This window comes from Marinobacter sp., from assembly GCF_039977835.1.
In the GTDB taxonomy this organism is placed as follows: Bacteria; Pseudomonadota; Gammaproteobacteria; order Pseudomonadales; family Oleiphilaceae; genus Marinobacter.
In genome coordinates, this window is sequence record NZ_JBDWCL010000010.1 from 1 (window position 1) to 19,782 (window position 19,782).

At 53.8% G+C, this 19,782-nt stretch carries 17 protein-coding genes and 1 tRNA gene; 8 read left to right on the forward strand and 10 right to left on the reverse strand.

All coding sequences use genetic code 11. The annotated features are described in order from the left end of the window. A partial coding sequence (locus ABJM11_RS04515) for a transposase (protein ID WP_348294475.1) occupies window positions 1–147 on the forward strand: 147 nt, incomplete at its 5' end. Between the two features lie 290 nt (window positions 148–437). Here the strand turns inward: ABJM11_RS04515 and ABJM11_RS04520 are convergent. Then, on the reverse strand, window positions 438–647 hold the full coding sequence (locus tag ABJM11_RS04520; RefSeq protein WP_153741751.1) for a hypothetical protein: 210 nt from the start codon (window positions 645–647) through the stop codon (window positions 438–440). A 163-nt stretch (window positions 648–810) separates the two neighbouring features. Further along, window positions 811–1,056, reverse strand: coding sequence for a hypothetical protein (locus tag ABJM11_RS04525; protein ID WP_348294433.1), 246 nt, complete (start codon window positions 1,054–1,056; stop codon window positions 811–813). 246 nt (window positions 1,057–1,302) lie between these two features. Between ABJM11_RS04525 and ABJM11_RS04530 the strand changes: the two genes are divergently transcribed. The 3 genes from ABJM11_RS04530 to ABJM11_RS04540 are packed head-to-tail and all read left to right on the forward strand — an operon-like array spanning window position 1,303 to window position 7,096. Continuing rightward, window positions 1,303–2,622, forward strand: a complete 1,320-nt coding sequence (locus ABJM11_RS04530; RefSeq protein WP_348294434.1) for a TolC family protein — start codon at window positions 1,303–1,305, stop codon at window positions 2,620–2,622. A gap of 5 nt (window positions 2,623–2,627) precedes the next feature. Beyond that, entirely contained in the window at window positions 2,628–3,974 is a 1,347-nt protein-coding gene (locus ABJM11_RS04535) for an efflux RND transporter periplasmic adaptor subunit (protein WP_199455912.1), read from the forward strand. Next, window positions 3,971–7,096, forward strand: coding sequence for an efflux RND transporter permease subunit (locus ABJM11_RS04540; protein WP_348294437.1), 3,126 nt, complete (start codon window positions 3,971–3,973; stop codon window positions 7,094–7,096). Before ABJM11_RS04535 ends, ABJM11_RS04540 begins: the two co-directional genes overlap by 4 nt. Window positions 7,097–7,659: 563 nt before the next feature. On the opposite strand, the gene ABJM11_RS04545 is transcribed toward ABJM11_RS04540, so the two are convergent. Continuing rightward, window positions 7,660–7,782 carry a hypothetical protein gene (locus ABJM11_RS04545; RefSeq protein WP_264766311.1) on the reverse strand — a complete coding sequence of 41 codons (123 nt, stop codon included), beginning with the start codon at window positions 7,780–7,782 and terminating at the stop codon, window positions 7,660–7,662. A gap of 293 nt (window positions 7,783–8,075) precedes the next feature. Continuing rightward, window positions 8,076–8,135 carry a hypothetical protein gene (locus ABJM11_RS04550; RefSeq protein ID WP_248185651.1) on the reverse strand — a complete coding sequence of 20 codons (60 nt, stop codon included), beginning with the start codon at window positions 8,133–8,135 and terminating at the stop codon, window positions 8,076–8,078. A 496-nt stretch (window positions 8,136–8,631) separates the two neighbouring features. Between ABJM11_RS04550 and ABJM11_RS04555 the strand changes: the two genes are divergently transcribed. Together ABJM11_RS04555 and ABJM11_RS04560 are read left to right on the forward strand one after the other, a co-directional pair. Next, entirely contained in the window at window positions 8,632–9,552 is a 921-nt protein-coding gene (locus tag ABJM11_RS04555) for a dihydrodipicolinate synthase family protein (protein WP_322853758.1), read from the forward strand. A gap of 55 nt (window positions 9,553–9,607) precedes the next feature. Next, window positions 9,608–10,213, forward strand: coding sequence for a LysE family translocator (locus tag ABJM11_RS04560; protein ID WP_322853759.1), 606 nt, complete (start codon window positions 9,608–9,610; stop codon window positions 10,211–10,213). Between the two features lie 438 nt (window positions 10,214–10,651). Here ABJM11_RS04560 and ABJM11_RS04565 read toward each other — a convergent pair. Together ABJM11_RS04565 and ABJM11_RS04570 are read right to left on the reverse strand one after the other, a co-directional pair. Beyond that, window positions 10,652–10,728, reverse strand: a tRNA-Pro gene (locus ABJM11_RS04565). Window positions 10,729–10,840: 112 nt separating this feature from the next. After that, window positions 10,841–12,487, reverse strand: a complete 1,647-nt coding sequence (locus ABJM11_RS04570; protein WP_348294440.1) for a glutamate synthase-related protein — start codon at window positions 12,485–12,487, stop codon at window positions 10,841–10,843. Window positions 12,488–12,643: 156 nt separating this feature from the next. Between ABJM11_RS04570 and ABJM11_RS04575 the strand changes: the two genes are divergently transcribed. Further along, the gene (locus ABJM11_RS04575) at window positions 12,644–14,233 is read left to right on the forward strand and encodes a BCCT family transporter (RefSeq protein ID WP_348294442.1); all 1,590 of its coding nucleotides are present in this window, start codon (window positions 12,644–12,646) and stop codon (window positions 14,231–14,233) included. A gap of 65 nt (window positions 14,234–14,298) precedes the next feature. Here the strand turns inward: ABJM11_RS04575 and ABJM11_RS04580 are convergent, their stop codons facing one another. From ABJM11_RS04580 to ABJM11_RS04595, 4 genes are all read right to left on the reverse strand, one after another. Beyond that, window positions 14,299–15,249 carry an alpha-L-glutamate ligase-like protein gene (locus ABJM11_RS04580; RefSeq protein WP_348294444.1) on the reverse strand — a complete coding sequence of 317 codons (951 nt, stop codon included), beginning with the start codon at window positions 15,247–15,249 and terminating at the stop codon, window positions 14,299–14,301. Next, window positions 15,249–16,766: an inactive transglutaminase family protein gene (locus tag ABJM11_RS04585; protein WP_348294445.1), complete on the reverse strand. Its 1,518-nt coding sequence runs from the start codon at window positions 16,764–16,766 to the stop codon at window positions 15,249–15,251. Before ABJM11_RS04585 ends, ABJM11_RS04580 begins: the two co-directional genes overlap by 1 nt. After that, window positions 16,763–17,542, reverse strand: a complete 780-nt coding sequence (locus ABJM11_RS04590) for a RimK/LysX family protein (RefSeq protein WP_348294446.1) — start codon at window positions 17,540–17,542, stop codon at window positions 16,763–16,765. The genes ABJM11_RS04585 and ABJM11_RS04590 overlap by 4 nt, the downstream gene beginning before the upstream one ends. Window positions 17,543–17,711: 169 nt before the next feature. Further along, complete coding sequence (locus ABJM11_RS04595) at window positions 17,712–18,077, reverse strand: hypothetical protein (protein ID WP_348294448.1); 366 nt, start codon at window positions 18,075–18,077, stop codon at window positions 17,712–17,714. 309 nt (window positions 18,078–18,386) lie between these two features. Between ABJM11_RS04595 and rmuC the strand changes: the two genes are divergently transcribed. After that, on the forward strand, window positions 18,387–19,778 hold the full coding sequence (gene rmuC / locus ABJM11_RS04600) for a DNA recombination protein RmuC (RefSeq protein WP_407069961.1): 1,392 nt from the start codon (window positions 18,387–18,389) through the stop codon (window positions 19,776–19,778). Window positions 19,779–19,782 lie beyond the last annotated feature (4 nt).

Sequence of the window (19,782 nt, forward strand, 5' to 3'; positions counted from 1 at the left end):
AAAGTGGAACACCCATTCCGGTACATCAAGCAGGTCTTTGGCTATAGCAAAGTTCGCTATCGCGGCTTGGCCAAAAACAGTAACCGATTGCACTTGCTGGCTGCGTTCAGCAACCTGCTGATGGGTGAAAAATACCTGCTGGCGTAGGTCAGTGCGCCTGTTTTCCGCCAAAACGGCGGGAAATAGGCAAAAATCGAACAAAACAGAGGGTGATAACGCCAAAATCGCGCTTGAATGGCTTTTTTTCGAGTTGAAAAGCGATTCAGCGATAAATCAGGCGTTAATCAGACCCTCCTAAGGTTTGCGGTACGGTAATAAATTTAGCGCCGAGATTCCAGTAAATCAATACTATAGCCAGTCATGCTATTTTCATGACTGGCAACGTTCTTTGTATGAGAAGCAAGCTTCGCTTGTTAGCTCTGCCTAAGCGGAACGTACTAGTCGTCACTTGAATCTGCTATTCCCGCCTCCTTCATCTGCTTGTGTAATTTTTGATGTTTCAGGCAGAGTTCTTGCCTGTCAACGGTTTCCACGGTCTTGTTCGGATAGCTCCTTGCCTCGTTAATCCTGTCGGCTAAGCCAGAATCGGCGTAGGCAAAGGAACTAAACAGTGCTGTCATTGCTATGGCTGTAATGATGCTCTTCATGACGAACTCCTTGATTTGTTGCTCCAGGCCCATGCAACTGGGCCTCTAGTAGATACCGCTGATGCCCACCAGCGGTATTTCTGTTATCATTTGCTGTACGTTACCTTCTGCTCCATTTGTTTCTTCTCTAAAGCGCGATGGTAGGCTCGTCCTTCTTCACTTATCATCTGTCTTCTATCATCTGTCTTCGCGCCTCCATTCCAACTTCTGACAATCCATAGCGTGTCATTTCTTTGTGGAGTCGCTGCAGTTCTTTATCCTGAAGAATATTTTCATTTACTTGGTCATTGTTCATTTCATTGTGCAGTTTATTGTGAATCTCTTTCATGTCTTTGTGGTCCGGCATGCTGCCGGCAAGTGCTGACATTGAGAGAGTGGCTGCTGCGGCGAATACTATTAATGATTTCATAATTTCACCTCCTGTTTGGTTGATGGTTTCATTAGATCATTAGTTCCTGAAACCTGACTGAAAAAACAAAAAAAGTTTATTAACGATTTGATAACTTTTGTTAGTGATAAGATTTGATAACTTTTGTTAGTGATAAAAATAGTTGAGCCAGATCAATATAAAATTTGTGCGCACTTAATTTCAGCTTCGTTTCAGCTTTGAGGTCTAATATAAGCGCTCTTATATGCTTTCCACGGAGATCTCAAGTTGTCCATCCGCACCTTTTTTACTAAGCAGACTATTTTGGGTGTGTTGCTGTTTAGCAGCATTTCTGCGTGGGCTCAGCCCAGACTGGAGCTCCAGAGTGTCATCGAAGCAGCAACTGAAAACGATCCCTGGCTCGGCCAGAGCTCTTACAAACAAGATGCGCTGATGGAAGAGTCTGTTGCTGAGGGAGCGCTTCCCGATCCCCGGGTAACGATCGGCGCGGCAAATCTGCCTCTGGATACTTTTGATACCGGGCAAGAGCCCATGACCCAGGGCACGATTGGCATTACACAGCGAATTCCTCGTGGAGACAGCCGCCGCTTGGCTAGCGCAAAGAAAGAAGAACTGGCCGGTGTACAGCCTTACCTCCGACAGAATCGTCGTGCGCAGGTCACCGAAACGGCGACCCACCTATGGCTCGATCTTTGGAAAGCCCAGGAAAGCATCCGCCTCATTGAACAGAACCGGGGGCTGTTCGAGCAATTGGCGGATGTTGCGGAAGCTGGATATACCTCCGCGACAATGGGCTCCAGACAACAAGATGTTATTCGTGCTTCGCTGGAATTGACTCGGCTTGAAGATCGGCTGACCGCTTTGCATACTCAGTTGGCTTCCAGCAGAGAAGCTCTAGGGGAATGGATCGGTTCCAGGCGGGCCCAGCTCTCGGTCGCCGAAAACATTCCTCCTCTGTTATTGGCAGATGTTTCCAGCAGCTGGCCGGAGACCAGTGTGGAGTCTGTCATCCGTCACCCGTCGGTTCGCGCCACAGATCAACTGATTGATGTACAGGACATTGACGTAGACCTTGCCAGGGAAGCCTACAAACCAGAGTGGTCGGTCTTCGCACAATATGGTTACCGTGACCGAGCTCCGAACGGCCAGGACAGGGCAGACCTGTTTTCTATTGGTATCGGTTTTGACCTGCCCATATTCACAGGAAGCCGGCAAGACCGACGGCTCAACGCGTCTGCAGCCAGACTGGAAGCCGAAAAAACGGATCGGGTTCTGAGAATCCGATCGCTCCAGGCGAAGGCGCGCTCGGCGTTGGCCCGCATTGAGCGATTGGATGATCGGATTGACTTGTATCAGCAAACTCTTCTTCCGCAGATGGAAGAGCAGGCCGATGCCTCGCTGACCGCCTATAACAATGACGACGGTGATTTTGCTGAGGCGGTACGCGCAAGGATCTCCGAACTCAATGCCGAGGTCGAATTGATCCAGATGATGGCCGAGCGGGCCAAAACTCTGGCAAGTTTCCGTTATTTGACCACGGAAGCCTCAAACATTCCCTCCTTTTCAATGACCGATTTGCAGGATTGATCATCATGGCTAATTTCATTCGTCCATTGGGCTTTATAGTGCTCGGCGGGATCGCTGGCGTCGGTGCCGCCTATTGGCTGGCACCGGGAATGGTTTCAGATCCAACCGTAGATGGGGTCGGTAACGAGGAAAAGGAGCCGCTCTACTGGGTGGCGCCCATGGACCCTAATTTTAAAAGCGACAAACCCGGGAAATCACCTATGGGGATGGACCTGATTCCAGTGTTTGAGGATGCCGGGTCAGCTGACGACCCGGCCGGTACCGTTCGTATTTCGCCTGCCGTGGTCAACAACCTGGGAGTTCGCACCGAGCCCGTCATCCAGGGACGCTTGCCGAACACCATCACTACTGTGGGCTACGTCCAATATAACGAAGATGAGATGGCCCACGTGCATCCCAGAGTAGAGGGCTGGATCGAAGCGCTCTACGTGAAAGCTGAGGGGGAACCAGTCGAAAAAGGCAAGCCTCTGTATACCCTCTATTCACCCACATTGGTCAATGCTCAGGAGGAGTTGCTCCTGGCACTGAACCGGGGGAATCAGCGACTGATCAATGCCGCTGAGGAACGGTTGGCTGCTCTGAATGTGCCGGCTAGCCTGATACGGCAGCTGCGCCAGACAAGAAACATACAGAGAACGATGACCGTATACGCCCCAAGCTCGGGCGTTGTCGACAATCTGAACGTTCGCGAGGGCATGTTCATAAAGCCCGGAGACCGGGTTTTGTCGATTGCTGCACTGGATGAAGTCTGGGTGATTGGCGAGGTATTTGAAAGCCAGCTCTCGGCCGTGGAGGGCGATAGCCGGGTGATGATGACCCTGGATTACATGCCCGGGCGCCAGTGGCGCGGAAAAGTGGACTATGTGTATCCCGAGGTTAATCCGGAAACCCGGACGGCCCGGGTCCGGATGCGGTTTGACAATTCCGACGGAGCTTTGCTGCCCGGCATGTTTGCTCGCCTGGAGGTCCAGGGGGATCGTGGGCAAAGACGCCTGTTGGTGCCGCGTGAATCGATCATCCGCACTGGACAAAGCGACCGTCTGGTGGTGGCGCTGGAACAGGGTGCCTTCAAGTCCGTCAACGTCACGGTAGGGCGGATTGGCGACAAGTACGCAGAAATACTGGAAGGCATTAAGCCTGGCGATACCGTGGTGACCTCTGCGCAGTTCCTGATCGACTCCGAGTCCAGCAAGACTTCGGATTTCCAGCGAATGTCGGCATCAGGCAGCAACGCCATGGATTCACAGATGGATCATTCGGGGCACGTCATGGATCCGGAGAAAGCGGAGCCCAAAAGCGAACCTGAGGCGATGGACCATAGTTCCATGAATCATGGCGGAGGCGAATCATGATCGCAGCCATCATTCACTGGTCTGTTCGTAATCGATTTCTGGTATTGCTGGCCACCTTGCTTATTACAGGGCTTGGCCTCTACTCGCTGAGCAAGACGCCGGTAGATGCGCTGCCGGATCTTTCGGATGTGCAGGTCATTATCAAAACCAGCTTTCCGGGCCAGGCACCACAAGTGGTGGAAGACCAGGTGACCTATCCACTGACCACCGCCATGCTGTCGGTGCCGGGTGCCAAGACGGTCCGGGGTTACTCCTTCTTTGGGGACTCCTACGTCTATGTGATCTTCGATGAAGACACCGACATGTACTGGGCTCGCTCCCGGGTGCTGGAGTACCTGTCCCAGGTGGCCCCGAGCCTTCCAGACTCGGCCCGCCCGCAACTGGGGCCGGACGCAACCGGGGTTGGCTGGGTTTACCTCTACGCTCTGGTGGATCGCACCGGGAACAACGATCTGAGCCAGCTGCGCAGCCTGCAGGACTGGTTTCTGAAATACGAACTCCAAACAGTGCCAGGCGTGTCCGAAGTGGCCGCGCTTGGTGGCATGGTGAAGCAGTATCAGGTCAAGGTCAGCCCGGAAAAACTCAGGGCGTTGGGTATTCCTCTGGCTCACATCCAGAACGCCATCAAGAGAGGAAACCAGGAAGTGGGCGCCTCCGTCATCGAGATGGCGGAGGCGGAATACATGGTGCGCACGTCCGGCTACATCCAGTCCCGTGAGGACCTGCTGTCGATTCCGTTGGGGCTTGATGACAACGGCACCCCCGTGCTCCTGAAAGACGTGGCCACTGTTGAGATTGGGCCGCAGATGCGGCGCGGGGTGGCTGAGCTGAATGGGGAAGGGGAAACAGTCGGTGGCGTTGTGGTCATGCGCTTCGGTGAAAACGCCCAGGCAACCATCAATGGCGTGAAGGCGAAACTGGAGGAACTGAAATCCAGTTTGCCGGAAGGTGTCGAGGTGGTAACGGTTTATGATCGCTCCGGTCTGATTGAGCGGGCGGTGAATAATCTCGGGTTCAAGCTGCTTGAAGAGTTTCTGGTGGTGGGCCTGGTGTGCATCATCTTTTTGTTCCACGTTCGCTCGTCGTTGGTGGCGATTCTCAGCCTGCCGGTTGGCATTCTGGCGGCCTTTATTGTCATGTACTGGCAGGGAATCAACGCCAATATTATGTCCCTCGGGGGGATTGCGATTGCGATCGGGGCGATGATCGATGGCGCCATCGTCATGATCGAGAACATGCACAAACATATGGAGCGGACCCCGTTAACCCCTGAGAACCGATGGGAGGTCGTGGCCAGGTCGGCCTCTGAGGTCGGACCAGCGCTGTTTTTCTCGCTTCTGATCATTACTGTTAGTTTTGTGCCGGTGTTTGCGCTGGAAGCGCAGGAAGGGCGGATGTTTGCGCCTCTGGCCTTCACCAAGACCTACGCCATGGCAGCCAGTGCGGCTCTGGCGGTGACGCTGGTTCCAGTGCTCATGGGCTATTTTATCCGTGGCAAGGTGCTGCCGGAACACAAGAATCCCGTGAACCGTCTGCTGGTCGGTGTTTATATGCCGGCCCTGAAGCTGGTCCTTCGATTCCCGAAAACCACGGTTATGGCTGCACTGCTGGCACTGGCTGTGGGGCTTTGGCCGGCGACCAAGATCGGGAGTGAGTTCATTCCTCCGCTGGATGAGGGCGACCTGATGTACATGCCAACCACCTACCCGGGTATTTCAATTGGCAAGGCCCGGCAGCTGCTGCAGCAAACCGATAAGCTGATTGCCACCTTACCGGAAGTAGAAACGGTATTCGGCAAAGTAGGGCGGGCGGATACCGCAACCGATCCAGCACCCTTAACGATGATTGAAACGTTTATCCAGCTGAAACCCAGGGATCAATGGCGGGAAGGGATGACCACCGAAAAGCTTAAGGAGGAACTCAATACCCTGATCCGTTTCCCGGGGGTCACGAACGCCTGGGTGATGCCCATCATCACTCGCATCGATATGCTGGCAACGGGCATTAAAACACCCGTTGGCATAAAGGTAGCGGGCCCGGATCTTGCCATTATTCAGGACATCGGCAAACGCCTTGAGGAGATCATGGTCGACATCCCCGGCACCGCCTCTGTTTATTCTGAGCGGGTCGCCGGCGGCCGATACATCAAGGCGGATATCGATCGGGAACGTGCAGCCCGTTATGGACTGAACATAGCGGACGTTCAGCAAGTTGTTGCTTCGGCGATTGGCGGTATAAACGTATCGCGGACGATCGAAGGGCTTGAGCGCTACCCGATTAATCTGCGTTACCCCCAGGACTACCGGGATTCTCCAGAGAAGCTGGAGCAGTTGCCCATCGTTACGTCAACGGGGCAAAGGATTGCGCTTGCCGATGTCGCCGATATCCGGGTAGAAGATGGTCCTCCCGCCATCAAAAGTGAAAACGCCCGCCTCAATGGCTGGACCTTCGTGGATATTGAAGGGGTTGATGTCGGCACCTATGTGGAGCAGGCCATGGCTACCGTTAACGAGGAGCTCGATCTGCCTGCGGGCTATTCGGTTACCTGGTCTGGCCAGTATGAGTACATGCTGCGTGCCAAGGAAAAGCTCACCTACGTGGTGCCGCTGACGCTGGCGATTATCGTCATTCTGCTGTTCCTGAACTTCCGCCGTTTTGCGGAAGTGGGCATCATCATGGGTACGCTGCCGTTTGCCATGATTGGCGCAATCTGGCTGATGTATCTGCTGGGCTATAACTTTTCGGTTGCGGTCGGTGTAGGCTTCATTGCGCTGGCCGGCGTTGCCGTGGAGATTGGTGTGATCATGCTGGTGTATCTGAACCAGTCTTACGAGGAAATGTTGCAAACCTGTAAGGAGAAGGGGGCGACTCCAAGACGCGAGACGTTGCGCCTTGCCGTGCTTCATGGTGCCGGATTGCGCGTGCGGCCTATAATGATGACTGCTGCTGCTATTATCGGAGGTTTGGTGCCTATCATGGTTAGCACTGGTACCGGCTCCGAAGTCATGGGGCGCATAGCTGCACCAATGGTCGGTGGGATGATATCTGCTGTGATTTTGGCGCTGTTGGTGATACCGGTAGGTTACTATCTCTGGAAATGCAGGAGTTTTTCCGAAGCGTAAAGAAAGTTAGACCTCGCCATATTGCTTTCGAGATTCTGGCGAGGTCTGATGATGCATTGGTGTCTGGGTAATGTTGTTATAAAGCAAGAGCCTGGGTATGGAGTCCCGGGCAGATACTCTGGCAACATATTTCCCGGGGGAGGTTTCCTGCCCTCTAAAAGGCCGAGAACAGCAGCGATGGGGTAGGCCCAAATTTGATGGGGTTCAATCATGTCTCGCATGGAGTCCTCGTGCCTTTGTGGTTCGCCATTCGCTTGGAATCTGCATGATGAGGTATGTCACATAGCGCGCCGGTTAACTATGCCTATAGGTATAAGCCCCCTCGTGCTTGTAGTCAGGGTGTTCAAATTCCAGTGTTGAATGAGTTACGCTGAATTCTTTCTCCAAAGCCTGTTTTATCCCGTCCTTGATTTTCTCAAGTTCATTCCACGCACTCATCTCGACAACCACACGGGCGTCGAGCGAGGCATCATGCTCACCCACCTGCCAAAAATGTACGGGGTGAAGTCGATAACTCCTTCTAAGTCTGATACTGCCCCAATGACGGAATCTGTGCCGATATCCTAGGGACTCCCCAGCATGAGTGTTCTGATGGTCCCGCCAATTTCTGTCAGGTCCAGGTAGAGAATATAGCTGGCCATGCCAATGGTGATTGCGGAATCAACCCAGCGCATGTCGTAGAGCAAGATAAGAGCTCCGCCTATAACACTGCTATTGACGCAAACGCATCAGACAAGTTGTGTAAAACAACGCATGAATATTAACGCTGCCCTTCTGCATTGAGTAGGTCAGCAGCGCGCTCAACGCGTCCATTATCAGTGCAACAATGTAAGTCAGACTACCCAACACCCCTTGAGTTCCAGCGGATCTGGGAACCGCATGACACCCTCGTATATCAGGTAGGGCCCTATCATGATCAAGGTGGTGTATTTAACAGCGCAACACCTACCTTTATTCGCCCGTAGCCGAAGGTCAGCTTTTATTCAGCCGGGCGACGCGCAATCTTACGGGCCGCGAACGCGATAATCAGCGATGCCATGTCCCAGAAGTTATGTATAGCATCGGCAATCAGCGCCAAGCTGCCGGCAAAGTCCTTTCCGCGATCTGGACGAGAGTCAGGATGCCGTTTGCCCAGATGGCTACTGCAACCCGTTTATGCTTGGTTTCAGGGGGAATGTGAAATAGCTGTATACTGAAAAAGTGTGCTTTCCCTCATATAGGTTTCGAAGTAATGCGGGAAGAAGCGTTAATTGGTTGCTTCCAATGTTCGCATTGCGACCAGTGCTTTCTGGATTTGACGAAACATGCCAACCACTCAGAGCGATCTGAGTTTGTAGTGCACCTTCAGGATGACAATCTGGGATGCCTATTATTGCTCCTCATGGGAAAGATTTTTCGTCGAATGACACTCAATCGCCAGCCAGGCCTGTAAATCGTTGGTAGCCCAGTCTCTGGCAAGCGGCATTTGAATTAGCATATGGGCACTAATCGGCCTCTGTTCTGATAGGCTGGCTTTAAAGGGTAAGACATCCGTCATGTTCCATGATTTCGGAGGATTCATCATGTTTTCGGGCCTCAGCGCATTTCCTTTAACCCCTATGAGTGAGCAAGGTATAGACGAGGCGGCATTTGTTCGATTGATCGAACAGCTCGTTACCGCCAACGTTGATTCAATAGGCGTGTTGGGCTCGACTGGAAACTATGCCTATCTGACCATGGACGAGCGTGCACGTGTCGTAAGACTTGCCATTGAACACGCAGGGGATGTCCCTGTGATGGTAGGTATCGGTGCGCTGCGCACGCGCGATGTACTTACGCTGGCCGAGGATGCCGAGGTAGCTGGTGCCTCCGGGGTACTGCTGGCGCCAATGTCCTATCAGAAACTGCTTCCAGATGAAGTTTTCGGGCTCTATGAAACAGTAACGCACGCACTATCGCTTCCGCTTTGTGTCTACGACAATCCTGGTACCACGCAGTTTGTTTTCAGCGACGAGCTTCACGGACAAATTGCGCATCTCCCGAACGTGGCGTCGATCAAGATTCCCGGAGTGCCTGAAGACCCTATTGAAGCAATGGCGCGGGTTGAAAGGCTTCGTGCACACATTCCATCAACCGTCACTGTGGGGGTGAGTGGAGATGCCTTCGCCGCGACTGGCCTGAATGCCGGCTGTGATGCCTGGTATTCTGTGATCGGGGGCGTGTTTCCCGCCGCAGCACTTGCGATTACGCGCGCAGCTCAGGCCGGGAACGCGCAGGAAGCGACACGGTTATCGAAACGATTACAGCCCTTATGGGAATTGTTCAACGAATCTGGAGGAAGCCTGCGGGTTGTCGCAGCTGCTGCGGAATTGCAGGGACTTGCTGAGTCTCCGTGTTTACCGCTGCCGCTCAAAACCCTTGGTAAAGAGGGGCGTCGACGACTGGCGAACTTGATTGATGAGCTGGATTTATCGTGACGCAAATGTCGCTCCACGACGGTCAATACAACGGGGTAAAAGCGGAGGGTTTTGAGTGGATTGGGGACTTTTAATCACTTTCGCTACAACCTTCGCGTCAATCCTGGCTCTGCCTGGGCCGAACGCTGCATTTGCCGTAGGACAGTCCCTTAGGTATGGCGCACGGAAGTCGCTGGCAGTCGCCGTAGGTTTTATGTTGGCAACCTGCGTCCACGGGATACTCGTGTTATCCGGACTGGGCGTACTGATACAACGCTTTGCAGGTGCATTGGTATTGCTGAAGTGGTGTGGGGTTGCTTATTTGGTGTATCTCGCCATAAAGGCGTTCAGGTCCGGGGTAAATATTGTAACTGTTTCCTCTCAGACAATGACCGTAAGCAAAATGATGCTAAGTGCAATGGCAGTCTCATTGACAAATCCTAAAGCACTGCTGGCGAGTCTGATGATCTACCCGCTATTCATCACGTCTTCCGGCGCTTATATCTCTCAAGCGGTAGCATTGGTGGCAGTCGCAATGGCGATTTCTTTTTCCATATACGCAACCTACATAGTGGGAGCATCCAAGTTGGGCAAGCATTTGCGGAGGAGCGAATGGGCCAATAAGATCGTCGCGTCGTTCTATTTGGGTGCAGCTGGTGTGTTGGCTTCCAAATCAACATAACTCAAAGCGGGCCCTTCGGCCTTTGATCTGAATGTCCGCTTTGCGACCGTAGCGGCTACTTTATGGGATGGTTACACAGACGCCCTAGATACCCCAAGCCGATTCATTGAGGAAGAGGGCGCTGTGTGTGGACAGCAAAAATTGTCATCAAATCCAAAATTCTAGCCGAATTTGGTGCGCTGTGGGCGAAGATATACCGTTGAGAATTTTACTCGGCATCGGGGCCGTGGAGGCGCTTATTCAGAACCGTTTTTCCTACGGGAAACAAATACTAAATCGTTGTTGGTTAAAGGTATGGTCGGACCCTTTTGAGTACATCTGAAATTGTCAGTCAAATATTGATGATGTATGCGGGGAAGGCAAAAACTGAAAATTGGGACAATCTTGGGACACAAAAAAATCAGCGACCGTTAAGTGGCTGATTTTTCTATAACGAATTGGTCGGGACGGTAGGATTTGAACCTACGACCCCTTGCACCCCATGCAAGTGCGCTACCAAGCTGCGCTACGCCCCGAAACGCTATTGGCCAAAGAAACTTGAGATAAATCTCAGTGGCTTAGCGGGAGCGAAGTCTACACCAGCGCCCGCAAAAAATAAACATCCTTTCGGCATTTCCCGGAGTATTTCTATTGCAGCTTGGTTTCGCGGAGCTCACGGATAAATTCCGGTGGATCAAAGCTGTGTGCCGTAGCGTCTGGCCAGTAAAGATCAAATACCCGCTCACCGGTCTTGCCTGTAAGAAGGGCGCCCGGTTCGAGGAACGGGTAGAGCTCCATGTAGGAGTGGATGTCCGTCCTGGAAGTGCGGCGGATGATATGCTCCGGGCCCAGTTCTGAAGGGTGCCTGAGGCCTGAGGCCGCGAGCAGGTTCATCAACGCGTCCAGAGTATTTCTGTGGTAGTTGTAAACCCGCTGGCTTTTGTCTCTCACATCGAGTTTTTCACTGCGCCTTGGATCCTGGGTGGCAACCCCACTGGGGCATTTTCCGGTGTGACAGTTCAGGGCCTGGATACAGCCCAAAGAAAACATATAGCCGCGGGCCGCATTGCACCAGTCAGCACCCATGGCCAGCGTTCTGGCGACGTTGAAGGCCGAGGTGATCTTGCCGGCCGCGCCTAGGGCGATGTCCTCTCGCAGATTAGTCCCCACCAGCGTGTTATGAACCAGCAACAGGGCCTCTTTCATGGGGGTCCCCAGCCGGTTGATGAACTCCAGGGGAGCCGCGCCTGTGCCTCCTTCGCCGCCGTCGACAACGATAAAGTCCGGTTTTTTCCCTGTTTCAAGCATTGCCTTGACGATCGCAAACCATTCCCAGGGATGGCCGATGGCCAGTTTGAAACCCACTGGCTTGCCACCTGACAGCTCTCGCAGTCGCTCCAGGAACTCCAGGAGTTCAACGGGAGTCGAGAATGCAGAATGGCAGGCGGGGGAGACGACATCTTCACCGGCTTTGACTCCCCGTGCTTCGGCAATTTCAGGGGTGACTTTTTCTCCGGGAAGGATGCCGCCGTGGCCGGGTTTTGCACCCTGCGATAGTTTGACCTCTATCATTTTTACCTGGTCGGTTGTGGCGTTCCGCGCAAACATTTCCTCGTTGAATGTTCCGTCTTCGTGGCGGCACCCGAAGTAGCCGGAACCAATCTCCCAGACCAGATCCCCTCCCGGTTCGCGGTGATAACGGGAGATTGAGCCTTCACCTGTGTCGTGATAGAAACCGCCCATTTTTGCACCGGTATTCAGGCTCAGAATGGCATTGGGGGAGAGGGAACCGAAGCTCATGGCGGATATGTTGAACACACTGGCGCTGTATGGCTTGGCGCAGCGCTTGCCGATCACGATGCGAAAGTCCGAATCGGTAAGCGCTACCGGCTTCAGCGAGTGATTGATCCACTCGAATCCTTCGTCATACATACCCAGTTGGGAGCCGAAAGGGCGTTTGTCGAGAACGTTCTTGGCTCGTTGGTAGACGATAGTGCGCTGCTCTCGGGAAAAGGGGCGTTCATCGGTATCTGACTGAATAAAGTACTGCCGTATTTCGGGGCCGATGGATTCGAGAAAGTACCGAAAGTGGGCAAGAATCGGGTAATTGCGACTGACTGTGCGTTTACGCTGTAACAGATCCCAGGTGCCAAGTGCAGTAAGGGCGCCGAAAACAAGGATCAGCGCCAGGGCCCAACTCCCCAGCACAACACCAGAGAACAGAGAAAGCAGAAAGCCCGTCAGGCTCAGTGCGTAGGCGGTATATCGGAAGGGAACAGTTCGGGTTTTTGCCATTGGATCCTCCGGCCACATAAATATTGGTCTAAGCTTGATTGCAGGGCGTAAGTACGCGTTCTTTGATGTTTTGAACTCAAAGCAATAAGATGACGAGCTTGTAACGTTTGCATCCAAAAATCGAAAAGATATCTACTCAAACAGGAGGCTCAAAACGTGGGCGACGTTGTAAAAGACGAATACTCAACGGATTACGTCGCGGGCCAGGATAATATAAATCCTTTTGGCCTCGATCTGCACGCGCCAGTATTTCCGATCACAGCGATACTGGTGGTAGCGTTCGTTATAGGTACGCTGATCTTCCCGTCAGAAGCAAAAGAACTTCTCGACGGTGCCAAATGGTGGACAATTGCACAATTTGACTGGTTTTTCCTGCTCAGTGCCAATGTCTTTGTCGTTGTCTCTCTTGCCCTGATTTTTATGCCTGTTGGCAAAATCCGAATTGGCGGTATGGATGCCAAGCCAGACTTTTCAACGATGTCCTGGTTTGCGATGCTCTTCGCGGCTGGCATGGGTATCGGCCTCATGTTCTGGGCCGTAGCAGAACCGGTGGCCTATTATACCGGCTGGTATGAAACGCCGTTGGGCGTGGAGGCCAACACGCCAGAGGCCGCAAAACTCGCCATGGGGGCTACCATGTATCACTGGGGCCTGCACCCCTGGGCAATCTATGCGATTGTGGCGCTCTCCCTGGCATTCTTTGCTTACAACAAGAACATGCCGCTGACCATCCGCTCAGCCTTTTTCCCGTTGCTTAAAGACCGTGTCTGGGGCTGGCCGGGGCACATCATTGACATCCTGGCGGTGGTTGCCACGATTTTCGGCCTGGCCACTTCTCTCGGTTTTGGGGCCCAGCAGGCTGCGTCCGGCCTGGACTACCTGTTCGGGATTTCGTCCGGCATTAACGTACAGATGGCGATTATCACCGGTGTGACCGCAGTTGCACTGATATCGGTTCTGCGCGGCCTTGATGGTGGTGTGAAGATCCTGAGTAACTTCAACATGTCGCTGGCGGCAATTCTGCTGTTTTTCATCATCTTTGCCGGCCCGACAATGACGATACTGGAGACGCTCTGGGTAACATCCTCCAGCTATGTCGGTAATGCCCTGCCATTGAGTAACCCGTTTGGCCGTGAAGACGAGGCCTGGTTCCATGGCTGGACCGTGTTCTATTGGGCATGGTGGATTTCCTGGTCGCCGTTCGTTGGTATGTTTATCGCGCGGGTATCCAGAGGCCGGACGGTTCGTGAGTTCGTAACCGCAGTGCTGATCGTCCCCACGGTGATTACCGTGGTCTGGATGAGTTCTTTCGGCGGCTCTGCACTGGAGCAGATTGAGCAAGGCATTGGTGCACTTGCTGCTGACGGGCTGACCGAGGTTCCCCTTGCGATGTTCCAGATGTTCGCAAACCTGCCCTTCGTGGCGATTACATCATTCGTTGGTATTGTGTTGGTCCTGGTGTTTTTCGTGACATCTTCCGACTCAGGTTCGCTGGTAATCGACAGCATCACGGCGGGCGGTAAAACCGATGCGCCTACCGCCCAGCGCGTATTCTGGGTAGTCATGGAAGGTGCGATTGCCGCAGCACTGATTTTCGGTGGCGGCGGCGATGCGCTGGGCGCGATCCAGGCAGTGGCAATAACCGCGGGTCTGCCGTTTACAGCGATATTGCTGGTAATGACCTGGGGGCTGTTGAAGGGCCTCAACCATGAGCGCAGATTGCTGCTTGCCGAAGGCAAGCTCTGATCCGCGCGTATAAAAAACCGGGGCCCTGTAGGCGCCCCGGTTTTTTTGTGTCTGAAAGTCCGCTTTCAGATCTTTGAGGTGAAGGTTTCCATCGCAAAGGCAGCCCGGTCTTCGGGCGTGAAATGCGGTTTGCGAAGCGCTTCAATCGCTCTGAGGCGTGGCAACAGGCCGCGGCCGTTAGCCATCTGAATAGCCAGGCCCGGCCGTGCATTCAATTCCAGAAGCAGGGGGCCCTGATTAACATCGACGACCAGATCAACGCCCATATACCCCAGGCCCGTGGCCTCGTAACATCGGGATGCCATCACCAGCATTTCCTGCCAGTCAGCGATAGCGATGTTTTCAAGTGGCAGACCTGTATCCGGGTGTAACGTGATAGGGCGATTGAATTGAACTGCATTCAGGCTGTGCCCGTTGGCGATGTTCAATCCCACTCCGACTGCACCCTGATGCAGGTTCGCTTTCCCGTCAGACGCTTTTGTGGCCAGCCGGAGCATAGCCATTACCGGATAGCCCTGAAAAACCACAATACGGATATCAGGTACGCCCTGGAACGAGTATTTCGCAAGCTCCGGAATGGACTCCACCAGATCTTCAACGATAGCGACGTCCGGTGAACCGGCGAGTGAATAGAGGCCTGCCAGGATATTGGAGAGGTGCCGCTCGAGGTAGGAGGCATGTACCCGTGCGCCGGAGGCCTTGATGAATTCGTCCTCATCCCGCCCGGTTATCACGGTAATACCCTTGCCACCGGACCCCTTGGCGGGTTTGATGGCGAAACCCTTCAGCTCTTCTGCCATTTGCCGGAAATGGGAGATCTCATGTTGTTGGCGTACAACCTGAAGCAGTCGGGGGGTGCGCACGTCGTATTCTGCCACCACCAGCTTGGTTTTGAGTTTGTTATCCACTAGGGGATAGGACACGCGGCTGTTGTACCGGGCAATGTAGTCCACATTGCGCCGGTTCATGTTCAGCATCCCCAGCTGATTAAGCTTGAAGGGCGAAATCCAGTCCATCAGTCGTAGACCTTCATGGGGTGAAACCGACGGAGCTCAGATAATTTGTAGCCGGTGTACTGCCCCATCAACAGGATCAGTCCCAGCACCACAAAATGCAATTCGGGGAAGTTGAAGGTCAGGTGGCTTGCCAGTGGGGCACTCATCAGGAGAAACGCACATACCGCCACAAACAGGCTGCCCGCCCCCTGGACAAATACCTCACGGGCGCCTTCTTCTTCCCAGAGTATCGACATGCGTTCTATGGTCCAGGCAATGATTACCATGGGGAAGAACGTCACTGTCATGCCGGTATTGAAGCCCATCTGATAACCGACAATGCTCAGCCCGGCGGTGATGAAAATCACCAGAATAATAAGTGCTGATATTCGGGATACCAATAACAGGTTGAGGCTGGAGAGGTAGCCACGCATCAGCAAGCCGATGGCGACCACGGACACAAAGGCAATAAGCCCAGGGATCAGTGTTGTCTGTACGAAAGCCACAGCGATCAGTATCGGCATGAACGTACCTGAGGTCTTTATGCCCACTACGATGCGCATGAAGGCCACCACAAGAGCCCCCAGAGGGAGTAGCAGCAGCATTCTGAACATACCCTGCTCCTCAATCGGAAGCTGGTAGAGACTGAGGAAACCGAGGCCATTCTCGAAGGATTGGGACTGGGCCAGCTGCAGTGCCGGTATGGTTTGCCGCAGCATTGAAAAGCTCACTTCTGAGTCATCCCCGCCCACCAGGTCCAGCAGGGAAGTGGCTGCCTGGCGCCAAAGCAACACGTTTTCCGGAAGCCCCTGCTCGGCGGTTCGGGGGTTAAAGGTCAGCCAGCTGTTGCCATCATAGATCTGAAGGAACGGGCGCAGTTGTTGTCGACGCCTCGCATCTTCAAGGGCCAGCCCATCTGCGGTGCGGGCGGGAATGCCGGCGTGGTTGAGCATCCGGTTGAGCAGGTCAATGTAGTTGTCGTCAGACACCAGCAAGGTTGTGTTCTGGGCGTTGCTGTCTGGCTGAAGCAGTTTGATCAGTTCCCGCGTCATGCTCTCCGGCGTGCTCGATCGGGCGGCGGCCTGCTGCAGCAATTCCTCCACAGCGGTGGCCTGGGGTTCTTCCCAGAAAACCGGTTCCGGTTTTGGGCGGCGCCTGGGGTTGGCCGAGCGTACACGCTCGTCCGGTACCAGCTGAACCTTGAAGTAAAGCGTCTGGGGGCCGTTGATATTGCGTTTGGTCCACTCAGCCCGGCGTACACCGGAATCCTCGACAATGGAAAAGCCATAGCCCGGCGAGGCGGCCTGTTCGGAAATAATCCGGAAACCCGGGGGCTGATCGGGGATGTTCATGCTGGCGAGCACCGGTTCACCGGTACCCGTAAAATCGATTCTGGCCTCTACCATCCACACCGGCTTCTGTTCGCCGGTAAACCAGGGAATGCCAAGCTCAACATGGCGCCAGACGGCGATGGAGATGCCTGCGACAATCAGCAGAAATATGGCAACGAAAAACGGTATACGGGAGCGGGAGGTCAAGATTCATCCCCATTATCTTCTGCGGGTACGGATTCCGGCAGTTCGGTGGCGAACTCCTTGCCAACATCAATCAGCATGACGTCTCTCAGAATATTGCGCCCCACCAGTACGCTATGGGTAAGGTGTTCACGGTTTGTCAGGGTGAATTCGGCCTGTTGCCGGTGATTACCGATCATGAACTGCAATTCGACGACCACGCGTCTTTCGGACTCCTCGGTGCTGGACTGGATGATTTTGACGCGGCGGGATATTTCCCGCTCGATGGTGACAAACTCATCGGTGTCAGGCATCGGTACGTCGAACCGAACCCAGCTGTTACCGTCCCGTTCAAAGCGGGTAATATTTCTGGCGTCCATGGAAGAGGTTTCGGCGCCGCTGTCGATGCGTGCATCGTAAATCAGCCCGGGTCCGGCCAGATAAAATTTTTCCACTTCGCCCACGATTACTTTGCCCTTGAGCCTGTCGGCGCGGCCATCGTCAGCGGGGGTTTTGCATACAGGTGCTTTTGGCTCTGGAGGACAGGCGGGCTTTTCCACCTGTTCGGCAATCGTCTTGAGAATGGTCTGGGTGGATTCTTCGTTAAGGCGGGTCAGCGCCTGAAACCGGTCGCTGGTGCGGTCTTCAAGGCTGATGATGTGCTCACTCTGGTTGACAATCGACGAGTTCAGGGCGCCGAGGTCTTCTTTTTCCACCATCAAGTAGCGATCTGCGGTACAACCGGAAACAAAAAAAAGAAAAACGGCAGTGGCCGCCAGCTTTCCGAAATCTGAACGCATAAGAAACATCCGAAGCCTCTGAATCCGCGGCGTGAATTCTACAATTCCGGAATGCCGCAATGGAAGTCGTTGCCCTTCAGGGGCAAGCTATCTTATTCACAGGACGGAAGTATACAACAACATAACAGTCGAGAGGGTTTACAGATCATTAACGGCGGAATTATCTGTCTCAGAATCTCCGGGACAGGAAGTGGTTCTCAGCGAGCACTTCCTCAGAGCGCAGATATTCCTGAATAATCGGGGAGCAATTGAGGTAGAAAAGCAGCAGCTCCCGCTGAACATCCTGATCCTGAATGCGCGAGGCAAAGTGAATGAGGTCCCATATCGACTCATCACCGTTATTCTGGAATGTTTTACCATAGCGCCCCTTGAGGATGCCGGTCAGTCGCTCCAGATGAAATTCGCCAGTGTGTGTCATGTGGGGCAGTATGCGAAATTCGCTCTGACCACCTTGCGGCCGGCAGCCGTTTTGCGTTTCCGGCCAACCCGCAGGAGACAATTCCGATCCCAGTTTTCTCCAGAGCTCTTTAAGCATGTTGAATTCCTGTCCTTTATACTGCCCAGGGACCTCGGTGCCGGAAGTAACGATAGCCGGATGTATTCTATCCATTTTCACGGCAGACAACGTATGTCTTCCGTTTTAGATGATATTACGCACCGAGTCCAGAGGCGGATGCATCAGGTTGAGATTTTTGCCAAGCAGTCGATGACTGACTGTGTAACAACGAGTATTCGACGGGGCGACGCGTCAAAAGGTTCCGCGAATACGGTAAACTGTTGCTGTATTGTCATTTTCGACTAATCAGTCAAGGAGATCAGGGTGCCTGAGGCCGTTGTCGCTGTTATGGAAAGCCAGCCGGAAACCATCGTATTTGCTGCCCTCCTGGCCCTGGTTCTTTGTTTGTTGACGTTCCTGGTGGTGAAGGGGAATCGCGCTGCTGAAAGCTGGCGTCAACGCGCCGCCGTACTCGACAACCAGGTAGCCGGGCTGGAGTCCGAAAGCCGGTCGCGACTGGCACGCATTGAGCAGCTGGAAGCGGAACGCGTCTCACACCAACAGCGAGCGGATGAGCTTTCAAGAGAGCTCAGCGATGCCAGGGTTGCCCTGAGAGCGCAGGAAGTCACCCTTGATAAAGAGCGCCGCGCAACCACGGAAAAACTGGAGCTGCTGGAGCGCAATCGTGATTCCCTGAAGCAGGAGTTCGAGAATCTTGCCAATCGCATCTTCGAACAGAAAAGCGAACGCTTCAGCCAGCAGACCCGCACCAGTATTGATACCCTGCTGAACCCGTTCCGGGATCAGTTGCAGGATTTCCGCAAGCGGGTTGAAGATGTCTACACCAGCGAGACCCGTGATCGCCAGGCCTTACGAAGCGAGATCAAATCCCTTCAGGAACTTAATCGACAGATCACCGAAGAGGCCTCAAACCTCACCCGGGCCCTCAAGGGCGACAAGAAAATCCAGGGCAACTGGGGCGAGTTGATTCTTGAACGAGTACTGGAGCGCTCGGGCCTGCGCAAGGGAGTTGAGTACGAAACCCAGGGCAGTTACCGTGATCACGACAACCAACTGCTACGGCCGGACGTGATTGTTCATCTGCCGGACAACCGCAATCTGGTGGTGGACTCCAAAGTATCACTGGTGGCCTACCAGCAGTGGGCAACAGAAGAAGATGACGCCGCCAGGGAGGAGGCGCTGAAGCAGCACGTCGAAGCCGTGCGTAATCACATTCGTACGTTGAGCGAGAAAGACTACAGCCAGCTTCACGGCCTGCATTCACCAGACTTTGTGTTTCTGTTCATGCCCATAGAACCGGCCTTTGTGGCCGCTTTTCAGCAGGACGAGAACTTATTCGCAGAAGCTTTTGAGCGAAAGATTATTGTGGTTACACCAACCACGTTACTGGCCACATTACGCACAATCGAGAATATCTGGCGATACGAACGCCAGAGCCAGAATGCGCGCCGGATTGCAGACAGGGCCAGCGCGGTTTACGACAAGCTACGGATTTTTGTGGAGGCCATGGAAAAACTTGGCAGCCAGCTGCATACCGCCCAGGGCACCTATGATTCGGCCATGAACACCCTGACCCGGGGCCGCGGAAACCTGATCTCCCAGGCCAATCGCTTTGTGGAGCTGGGCGTTCGTGTTAAAAAAGAACTCCCGAAAGCGATTATGGATCAGGCGGAAGTGGATGCCGATGAAGATGCCGCCCGAAATAACCAGCAGGAGTAGATGA